Source organism: Pantoea sp. Morm (genome assembly GCF_016643525.1).
Taxonomy (GTDB): Bacteria; Pseudomonadota; Gammaproteobacteria; order Enterobacterales; family Enterobacteriaceae; genus Pantoea; species Pantoea dispersa.
In genome coordinates this window covers 62,976-73,220 of record NZ_VOQX01000019.1, presented here as the reverse complement: position 1 = coordinate 73,220, position 10,245 = coordinate 62,976, and the positions used below count along the sequence as shown (strand labels likewise).

Here is a 10,245-nt window from a genome sequence, read left to right as displayed (position 1 = left end):
TTATTGACGTCATTCCTGACGTCATTTTAACCATATTCTGCAAATTAACTTTATTTATATATTTAACTATAAAGTTCTGAATATCTATAAATAATTAAAAACGAATTTTATTTGTCAGACCTTGTAGAAAATTAAATAAATTAGCTGCCCGATTCGTTCTTGTTACCTGTTAACTTTAATATCCGGCCCGGAGGACCTTATAAAGGATGCTCCCTAAGACACTCCCCAAGACAGAGCTGGCAGTGATGGCTGACGGGAGAGGACAGCGCCATCTGTTATTGATAGCCTTCTGGAGCATTAACGAACCGGCTACTCAACTTGTGTATTATTAACAGAGGCTAGGATCAGGTCTCGCACCCGAGTCCTAAAGTAGTTCTAATCGGATGCCGATCGTATTAGTCTTGTATGAGGCAGGTCTAGAGGATTGCAGCCGGTGCATGTTGTGCCAATTGCAACGGCGCTTCCTATCTTATTCATGGATCTGGCATTGCATTACTTTGAAATAGCAATACTCTGTTCCTGCATTACGGTTGGGACATCTAGAAATAGACTTATTGTTCACGATACAGGAACTGATTGGCTAATACTGTATCCATTGAAGGTCATTGAAAACATTTCTCTAACAATCTCCGAGTTTTTTAATGTACAATAGTCGTGTCTTGTTTTAAAATGGATTTGACTAATTATTGTGTTATTAATGACACAATAGAGAAAATTAGTGACAGTGCTATTAAAGATACAAATCTAAAAATTCATCCAGCAGGAACATTCCTGATGGCGATAACAGGTCTTGAAGCCGCAGGAACACGCGGCGCTTGCGGAATTGTCGGTAAACCTTCTGCTACAAATCAGTCATGTATGGCTATCTATCCCAATAATAAGCTGGATAGTAACTTTCTTTATCACTGGTATGTTTACAATGGTGATACCTTGGCATTTAAATACTGTCAGGGGACAAAACAATTAAGCTATACGGCGGGTTTAATCAAAAAAATACCGTTGTTCTTACCAACTGATAAAAAAGAACAAACCGCCATTACCGCCATCCTCTCCGATATGGACAAGGACATTCAGACCCTGCAACAGCGTCTGGACAAAACCCGCCAGCTAAAACAGGGGATGATGCAGGAACTGTTAACCGGGAAAACCCGCTTAATATAAAAGGGAAAGTACATGGCTTATGACTATAGCGCCAACCTCAACCCGGAAAAAGTCCTGATCTGGCGCATTGTCCATCGGGACAATATCCCGTGGATACTGGACAACGGCCTGCACTGCGGCAACAGTCCGGTGCAGGCGGAAAACTGGATCAATATCGGCAACCCGGAGCTTATCGACAAACGCGCCGGGCATCCGGTGCCTGCCGGGACGGGCGGAACGCTGCATGACTATGTGCCGTTTTACTTTACCCCCTTCTCGCCGATGCTGATGAATATCCACAGCGGGCGCGGCGGCATTACGCAGCGCCCCAACGAGGAAATCGTCATTCTGGTCAGCAGCCTGCGACACGTGGCGGCGCAGAACGTCCCCTTCGTGTTTACCGACAGCCACGCCTACTATAATCTGGCGAATTACTATACCGATCTAAACAACCTGCATCGGATCGACTGGCCAATCTTACAAGCACGGGATTTCCGTCGCGATCAGGACGATCTTGGCAAGTTCGAACGCTATCAGGCTGAGGCGTTAATCTGGAAGCACTGCCCAATCTCACTGCTGGGCGGGATGATTTGTTACAACGATGGCGTCAGGTTACAATTAGAGCAATGGCTGTCGCAACGCAATCTGTCAATGCCCGTACACGCACGGGCCGGGTGGTACTTCTCATGATGACATTTACACAAGGCAATTTACTGGACGCGCCCGTGGAAGCACTGGTGAATACGGTTAATACCGTCGGTGTCATGGGTAAAGGCATCGCGCTGATGTTCAAAGAGCGCTTCCCCGACAATATGAAAGCCTATGCCCTCGCCTGCAAGCAAAAGCAGGTCATGACCGGCAAGATGTTTATTACCGAAACCGGCGAACTGATGGGGCCACGCTGGATTGTCAACTTCCCCACCAAGCAGCACTGGCGCGCCGACTCCCGCATGGAGTGGATTGAAAATGGCTTGCAGGACCTGCGCCGCTTTTTGATCGAAGAGAAAGTGAAGTCCATCGCCATTCCCCCGCTGGGCGCGGGCAACGGCGGACTGAACTGGCCGGACGTCCGGGCGCGGATTGAATCTGCGCTGGGCGATCTCCCGGGCACAGAAATCCTGATTTATGAGCCCACCGAAAAATATCAGAACGTCGCCAAGAGCACCGGCGTAAAAAAGCTCACACCCGCTAGAGCGATGATCGCTGAACTAGTGCGCCGCTACTGGGTGCTGGGCATGGAGTGCAGCCTGCTGGAAATCCAGAAGCTGGCATGGCTGTTACAACGTGCTATTGAACTGCACCAGCAGGAGGACGTGTTAAAGCTGCGCTTTGAGGCGCACAATTACGGTCCTTTCTCTCCCAACCTGAACCATCTGCTTAATGCGCTGGACGGCACCTATCTGAAAGCCGAGAAACGCATCCCAGACAGCCAGCCGCTGGACGTAATCTGGTTTAACGATCGGGAAAAAGAACACGTCAACCTCTGGCTGAACATTGAGGCCAAAGAGTGGCTACCGGCGCTTGAGCAGGTCAGTCAGTTGATTGACGGCTTTGAATCACCGTTTGGTCTGGAGCTGCTGGCGACCGTTGACTGGTTGCTGACACGAGGAGAATGCCTGCCCACGCTGGATTCCGTAAAAGAGGGGCTTCACCAATGGCCTGCAGGTGAACGCTGGGCCAGCCGTAAGATGAAGCTCTTCGATGATAATCATCTTCAATTCGCCATTAACCGCGTCATGGAGTTCCATTGCTGAACATCTAGGGAGAGCGCCCTTTGAGTACTATCGGCCAGCGCGAACGCGCCACACAGCAGCGTTTGATTCAGTTTTTTGTTAAGGATTTAGGATACCGCTATCTGGGCCGCAGCGCAGGATATGCCGGTGACAGCAATATCGACACGGACATACTGAGCGCATGGCTGAAGCGGCGCGGCGTCAGCGATACGCTGGTTACCCGCACACTTCGGCAGCTGGATTCCGCCGCCGCGCTGGGCGAAGGTAAGAAGCTGTATTACGCCAATAAAGAGGTCTATCGCCTGCTGCGTTACGGCGTGAAGGAAAAGGAAGGCGCGGGCGAGCAGAATCAGACCGTGTGGCTGATTGACTGGGAAAATCCTGAAGCTAATGATTTCGCCATCGCCGACGAGGTGACGGTAAAAGGCGTGTACAGCAAACGCCCGGATCTGGTGCTGTACGTTAACGGCATCGCGCTGGGCGTTATTGAACTTAAACGCTCATCAGTCCACGTTAGCGAAGGCATCCGGCAGAATCTCGACAATCAGAAGAAAACCTTTATCCGCAATTTCTTTACCACCATGCAACTGGTGATGGCAGGTAACGATACGCAGGGGCTGCGCTACGGCACCATTGAAACGCCGGAAAAATATTATCTGGAGTGGAAAGAAGAGAACACCGGCGCATACACGCATAAACTCGACTTTCATTTAAGCCGCCTTTGCAGCAAATCAAGGCTGCTGGATATCGTCCATAACTACATGGCCTTTGACGCTGGGGTGAAAAAACTCTGTCGCCATAATCAGTTCTTTGGCGTCGAGGCAGCTAAACAGCATATTGCCCGTCGTGAAGGCGGGATTATCTGGCACACGCAGGGATCGGGTAAAAGCCTGACGATGGTCTGGCTGGCGAAGTGGATCCGCGAAAATGTGCCGAATTCACGCGTGCTGATTGTGACCGACCGCACCGAGCTGGATGAACAGATCGAAAGCGTGTTTATGGGTGTGGATGAAGAGATTTATCGCTCCTCTAGCGGCAACGACCTTATTGCGACGCTTAACCATCCGAACCCGTGGCTCATCTGCTCTTTGGTGCATAAGTTTGGTCGTCGTAGCGAGGCGGAAGACGCTGCCGCAACTGACGACTTCATCACCGATTTGCAACAATCTCTGACGAAAACGTTCCGGGCCAAAGGCGACTTGTTTGTCTTCGTGGATGAGTGCCACCGCACGCAGTCCGGCAAGTTGCATAACGCGATGACCGCCATTCTTCCGGAAGCTTTGTTCATCGGTTTTACCGGTACGCCACTGATGAAGAAAGATAAAAAGAAATCAGTGGAGGTGTTCGGCCCTTATATCCACACCTACAAGTTTGATGAGGCTGTGGCCGACGGGGTGGTGCTGGATCTACGCTATGAGGCACGCGATATTGACCAGTATCTGACGTCTGAGAAAAAGGTCGATGACTGGTTTGAAGCCAAAACGCGTGGCCTGTCGAACTTAGCCAAAACCCAGCTTAAACAGAAGTGGGGCTCAATGCAGAAACTGCTTTCCAGCAAGTCACGGCTGGAGCAGATAGTTAATGATATTTTGTTGGATATGGATACCCGCCCGCGGCTGATGGACGGGCGCGGCAACGCTATGCTGGTATGCAGTAGTGTGTATCAGGCTTGTAAGGTTTACGAGATGTTTAGCCAGACAGATCTGGCTGGAAAAGTGGCTATTGTAACCAGCTTCCGTCCCGATGCTGCCAGTATCAAAGGTGAAGAAACAGGCGCGGGCCTGACCGAGAAACTTTACAAATTCTCGACCTATCGCAAAATGCTGGCTGACTATTTTGAACAAAGCGAAGAGAAGATTGCTGGTCGTATCGCCGAATTCGAGCGAGACGTTAAGCAACGCTTTATCAATGAACCGGGGCAAATGCGTTTGCTTATCGTGGTGGATAAGCTGCTAACCGGCTTTGATGCACCGTCTGCTACCTATCTTTATATTGATAAAACCATGACAGACCATACGCTGTTTCAGGCGATTTGTCGGGTAAACCGGCTGGACGGTGAAGATAAAGAATACGGCTATATTATCGATTATAAAGATCTGTTCCGATCTCTGGATAAAGCGATAACCGATTACACCACGGACGCGTTTGACGATTACGATCGGGATGATGTTGATGGCCTGCTGAAAAATCGTCTGGAGCAGGCAAAGCTGGATCTCGACAGCGCGCTAGAGGTAGTTCGCAGCCTATGTGAACCCGTCAGGGCACCGCGCGAATTGCAGGACTATCAGCACTATTTCTGCGGCCAGTCAGGGGAAAACCAGACGATATTAGGCGAAAAAGAGGCGCTGCGCCTGTCGTTCTATCAGAATGTCGCCCGCCTGCTGCGTGCTTACGCCAACCTGGCAAATGAAATGCAGGAAGCTGGTTATACCGATGAAGAAGTGGAAAGCATCCGAGCCGAAGTCGCTAAATTCGAGAGACTGCGCTACGACATTAAACTGACCAGCGGCGATCTGCTGGACATGAAGCGCTTTGAGCCCGCCATGCGCCACCTGCTGGATATGTACGTTCGCGCCGACGGTAGCGAAGTGCTTATGGATTTCGAAGAGTTAAGCCTGATTGAGCTGATTGTTGAAAAAGGCGCAGCAGCAACCGCGGCTCTGCCGGACGAGATCCGCAACAATCAGGATGCGATGGCGGAAACCATCGAGAACAACGTGCGAAAAACTATCGTGGATGAAAACCCGGTTAACCCGAAATACTACGGGCGCATGTCGCTGTTGCTGGATGAGCTAATTACCCTACGCCGCCAGAATGCGCTTGATTATCAGCAGTATCTGGAACGTATCCGGGATTTGAGCAAGCAGGTCATACGCCCAGAACAAACCAACGGAGCATCCTATCCTGAAACAATGGATACGCAGGCAAAGCGCGCGTTTTATGATAACTTCGGTCATGACGAGGTGCTGGCAACCCGTATTGATACGACAATCCGCTATACCAAAAAAGCGGAGTGGATTGGCGATCGTTTTAAGGAACGAGAACTTGCCCGTGCACTGCGCGAAGAAACCGCCAGTTATAACGTCAATATTGATGACGTTCTTGAGCTTGCCCGCAAGCAAAAGGAATACCACTGATGCCGGTCATGCAGATAGGCACGCTGCGCTTACAGATCAATCGTAAAGCGATTAAGAACTTGCATATCAGCGTCCTGCCGCCTGACGGCAAAGTCCGCGTTTCAGCCCCGGAACACATGACAGAAACGGCGATACGAATGGCGGTCGCTTCCCGCTTTCGCTGGATCCGAAAACAACAGCAGGATTTCGCCAGACAGCCACGCCAGTCAGAGCGGGAGATGGTCAGCGGAGAATGCCACTATCTTTGGGGTCGTAAATATCGCTTGTTTGTGATCGAGCGTCAGGGACGTCATGAGGTGAAAATTGCGGGAAATAATAAACTCCAGCTTTATGTTCAGCCGGGAACCAGCAATGAAAATAAGGGGCTGGTATTAACCGATTTTTATCGGCATGAGCTGAAACGGCAGGTCGCTAAATTACTACCCGAATGGCAGGACAGAACCGGCGTTTCCCCGACGTTCTGGGGCATAAAAAAGATGAAAACCTTTTGGGGCACCTGTAATACCACCACAAAGCGAGTCTGGCTCAATCTGGAACTGGTTAAGAAACCACCTGAGTGTCTGGAGTATATTCTGGTGCATGAACTGGTTCATCTACTGGAGCGTCATCACAACGAGCGTTTCCGTCTACATATGGACCGCTTGATCCCTAACTGGCGCGAGCGGCGAGATTTGTTAAATAAAATGCCCTTAGCATTTGAACGGTGGGAATGGTAATTGATTGCAGATTCCTTTACTATTAATTTCAGGCTGTGAAATTTCGAGGCTATTAAATCGTCTCTCTTTCTAAGTGGTTTTTACATGTGTGGGAATGCTTTTTATAACTTGGTTTTTTTGAATGCGTTTTTTTATTTTAATCACAGCTATTAGTGATTGCATGAGCATTGAAATCCTTAATTGTGTTTATGGTTGCAAGATAATTTAAAAAAGTGATAAATTTATTTGTGATGATAAACGATCTTTTCCAGAGGTTGGAGGGGATATTTATCTTTAATGAATTCCCAAGTACTGGTTAAAGTTTCGAGTTAATCGCTGGCCTTCTCTAATTAATGAGAGTATCAGACATCTACGTTTTAGCTACGTAACTAGTCTGGGCGCTTTTGCCGGTCGCTGGATACCTATTTTAGGTATTGCATTTGTCATGAATGACGTTATGCGTATAAGCTTAAACTCGCTTCGTACTTACAACACCATAGCAAGAAAGGATGATCTATTATGGTAAGCGATATCGAAATTGCAGTACTGAAGTGGTATCAGGAAAATTACAATGCCAGGCCACTCTTCTCCAGAACCCAACCCGAATTGAGCTATAAAACCAGTCTGAACACCGGTCCATATCCCTGGGCGCGGGAAACCGGTGATGAAATTATGCAAGACTATTTTCAGCGTTTCGACGTTGATAACCGTGGTTTTGACTTCCTGACATACTGGCCTTATGAAAAAGGTCTGATACCAAACTTTCTTCGCCCTAAATCACAGAGAATCTCAGATCAAGCGCCGAAGCCGTTAACGCTTCAGATGTTAATTGAATCAGCAAAAGCAGGGCGCTGGCTATATGATCTCAAAGAAGCCTGAGAGGCAAATTTTAAGTAGCTTAAAAGCATGGAGCCCAAATCTGCCAGGCCTCAAATAACCGCGCAACATAAACGCATAATCATCCCCGCCCATTCACAGCAAAAACCATCATCGCCCTTTACTCTCCCTCAAAACTCCGCAAGATCCATCAGGCCCACTCCCAGCCACAAGGGCATACTCATTCCCCAGAGAGGATGCTATGCCAGTAAACAAAAACGACCACCGCGAGACCTACCGCAAGCGCTTTGACAAAGTGTTCGACTACATCGAACGCCATCTTGATGAAGCGCTGCTGCTGGAGCAACTGAGTGAAGTGGCGCACTTTTCGCCGTACCACTTTCACCGCCAGTTCAGCGCCTGGTGCGGCATGCCTCCGGGGCGTTACATCCAGTTGATGCGGCTCAAACGGGCGTCGTACCGGCTGGCATTCAATCCGCACGAGAAAATCATTGAGATTGCGCTCGATGCCGGTTTTCAGCATGCCGAATCATTCAGTCGCGCCTTTAAACAGGTATTTGACGTGACGCCGAGTGAGTTTCGTCAGCAGCCGGTGTGGATTACCTGGCATCAGCGCATGCCTCAGCCACCCGTCAAACGGAGAGAGAGTATGTCAGTTGAGATTAAAATGTTTCCCACCACACCGGTGGCGATGCTCACCTATCACGGCGATCCGCAGCGCATCAACGAAACGGCGGCGCAGTTTATTGCCTGGCGCAAAAGCAGCGGAGCGTCGCCGGTGCGCAGCAGCCAGACGTTCGGCGTCGCGCCGCACGATCCTGCCAGCACGCCAGCCGGGGATTTTCAGTATCACCTCTGCGGTTCGGTGACCACACCGATTAGCGAAGACAACGCCTTTGGTGTCGTTAACAGCACCATTCCCGGCGGACGCTGCGCAGTGCTGCGTCATCACGGCTCGCACAGCGCGCTGACCGAGCTGGCGCGATCGCTCTACAGCGAATGGTTGCCGGCCAGCGGTGAAGAGCTGCGCGATTTCCCGCTGTTCTTCCACTATCACAACTTCGTGCATGAAGTGGCGGAACACGAATTGCTGACGGATATCTATCTGCCGCTTAAATGATGAGGAATCCCGATGGCGAAGGTCATCGGGAATGACTTCATACAGTAACACTGTCTGCTAACCTGAAACCTTAATTACGCTGAAACCCGCTGATAGCAAGGCTTGTAGGAGACTTGATGTCGTATGTTTGCTTTCCATAATGTCGTATGTTTGCTATGATGCAAAAATGAACAGAGAGGGCGCAACATGACTATTAAAGCGCGCATGCAGTCACGGCTGAAACGCTCTAAGCGTTATGTTTTCACGCGTGATGACTTCAACGATCTTGCCGGTTACGACCAGATTGGCCGTGTACTGCGGGAACTGGTGAACGAAGGCCAGCTGCTTAAGGTTGGCTATGGCGTGTACACCAAAGCAAGAAAGAACGCGATTACGGGCAAGATAATGCCTGCTGCACCCGGTGGTTCTGCTGCCGTTGTCATCGAGACGCTCGAACGTCTGAAGGTTGATTATCGTCTGGTTGGCGCGTCGGATGCCTATAACAGTGGGAAAACCACGCAGATTCCTGCATCCATGCAGATCAAAACGTCGCCACGTTTTAAACGCACCTTGTCAGTAGGAAGCAGTAAGTTAAATGGATGATCTCATAACGTTATTTCCTGATGTAGCCGATGCATTAGGCATCGAATCTGTCGCTATCGTGGAAAAGGATTTCTATATTGTTGAATTGCTGCGGCTGTTACAGCCTTTGAACTTCGGGAGCCATCAGCTGGTATTTTGTGGTGGAACCGCTTTATCTAAGGCGGGTATTGCGCTTAACCGCATGTCTGAGGATGTGGATATCAAGCTTGTTCCCGTCGCCGATTTCTTTGATAAAAACTCACGCACGCAGCGCAAAGCCATTCGTAAACACATCATCGCCGAAATAACAGAAACCATTGCTGCTTCAGCATTTTTTCGTTTTGATGAGGCGCAGCCTAAAACTATTCGCGATGAGTATCGCTATAGTGAACTTCCCATTCGTTATCCGCAGAAATACGCTCAGGTGCCATGCCTGAGACCCTTCATTAAGTTGGAAATCATTGAGGCGACGTTACTTGAACCGCCTGAAAAACGTGATATTCAGTCGCTTGTCACTGCCCTGACACAACAAGGCGTTACGGTGCCGGGTTTTCCCTGTGCAACAGTGCTCGCTACCCAGGCGGAAAAGCTGGTGTCCATGATGCGCCGCACTGCGGCACACATCAGAAGGCCGCAACGGGAAGACGATGCATCTTTAGTACGGCATGTGTACGATAATTTTTGCATTGCCAGCACCCATGAGATTGATTTAGCGCGGCTACAGGCGCATGTGCGTCAGTGTATTAAAGAGGATATCGAGGGGTATGGTATTCAATATCCCGAATTCTGCTCCTCCCCAATTGCAGAACTCAGAATGGGTTTAGAAGAGCTGGCAGAGAATCCTGTTCACCGCCAGCGCTATCAGCAATTCGTTGTGCCCATGGTTTACGGCCAGCCTCCGGCTTCCTGGGAGGAAGCATTTGCCCGTTTTCAGCAGACGGCTATCGAGGTTCTCAGCGCCGCACGTTAATGCTTAGGCGAAGAAGGCAAGGCATGGCAAAATGCCCTGCGATCCTACCAGC

At 49.7% G+C, this 10,245-nt stretch carries 8 protein-coding genes and 2 pseudogenes; all 10 read left to right on the top strand.

The features are described from left to right. Positions 1 to 681 precede the first annotated feature (681 nt). Positions 682 to 1,161: pseudogene (locus tag FT726_RS09345) on the top strand (restriction endonuclease subunit S); the annotation flags it as partial. A gap of 12 nt (positions 1,162 to 1,173) precedes the next feature. Continuing rightward, entirely contained in the window at positions 1,174 to 1,830 is a 657-nt protein-coding gene (locus FT726_RS09340) for a DUF4433 domain-containing protein (RefSeq protein ID WP_258980360.1), read from the top strand. After that, positions 1,827 to 2,894, top strand: coding sequence for a macro domain-containing protein (locus FT726_RS09335; protein ID WP_288421102.1), 1,068 nt, complete (start codon positions 1,827 to 1,829; stop codon positions 2,892 to 2,894). The genes FT726_RS09340 and FT726_RS09335 overlap by 4 nt, the downstream gene beginning before the upstream one ends. A gap of 20 nt (positions 2,895 to 2,914) precedes the next feature. Next, positions 2,915 to 6,010, top strand: a complete 3,096-nt coding sequence (locus tag FT726_RS09330) for a type I restriction endonuclease subunit R (RefSeq protein WP_288421104.1) — start codon at positions 2,915 to 2,917, stop codon at positions 6,008 to 6,010. Then, on the top strand, positions 6,010 to 6,726 hold the full coding sequence (locus FT726_RS09325; RefSeq protein WP_288421106.1) for a M48 family metallopeptidase: 717 nt from the start codon (positions 6,010 to 6,012) through the stop codon (positions 6,724 to 6,726). Before FT726_RS09330 ends, FT726_RS09325 begins: the two co-directional genes overlap by 1 nt. Positions 6,727 to 7,018: 292 nt before the next feature. Then, positions 7,019 to 7,231 (top strand): annotated as a pseudogene (locus FT726_RS09320) (STM2901 family protein); the annotation flags it as partial. After that, the gene (locus tag FT726_RS09315; RefSeq protein WP_288421107.1) at positions 7,225 to 7,584 is read left to right on the top strand and encodes a DUF1493 family protein; all 360 of its coding nucleotides are present in this window, start codon (positions 7,225 to 7,227) and stop codon (positions 7,582 to 7,584) included. The pseudogene FT726_RS09320 and the gene FT726_RS09315, both read left to right, overlap by 7 nt. 199 nt (positions 7,585 to 7,783) lie before the next feature. Next, complete coding sequence (locus FT726_RS09310; protein WP_288421108.1) at positions 7,784 to 8,662, top strand: GyrI-like domain-containing protein; 879 nt, start codon at positions 7,784 to 7,786, stop codon at positions 8,660 to 8,662. Positions 8,663 to 8,848: 186 nt separating this feature from the next. Continuing rightward, positions 8,849 to 9,244 (top strand): DUF6088 family protein, encoded by a 396-nt coding sequence (locus FT726_RS09305; RefSeq protein WP_346302696.1) that lies wholly within the window; start codon positions 8,849 to 8,851, stop codon positions 9,242 to 9,244. Beyond that, a complete protein-coding gene (locus tag FT726_RS09300; protein WP_288421111.1) occupies positions 9,237 to 10,193 on the top strand; it encodes a nucleotidyl transferase AbiEii/AbiGii toxin family protein in 957 nt (318 codons plus the stop codon). The genes FT726_RS09305 and FT726_RS09300 overlap by 8 nt, the downstream gene beginning before the upstream one ends. Positions 10,194 to 10,245: the final 52 nt, after the last annotated feature.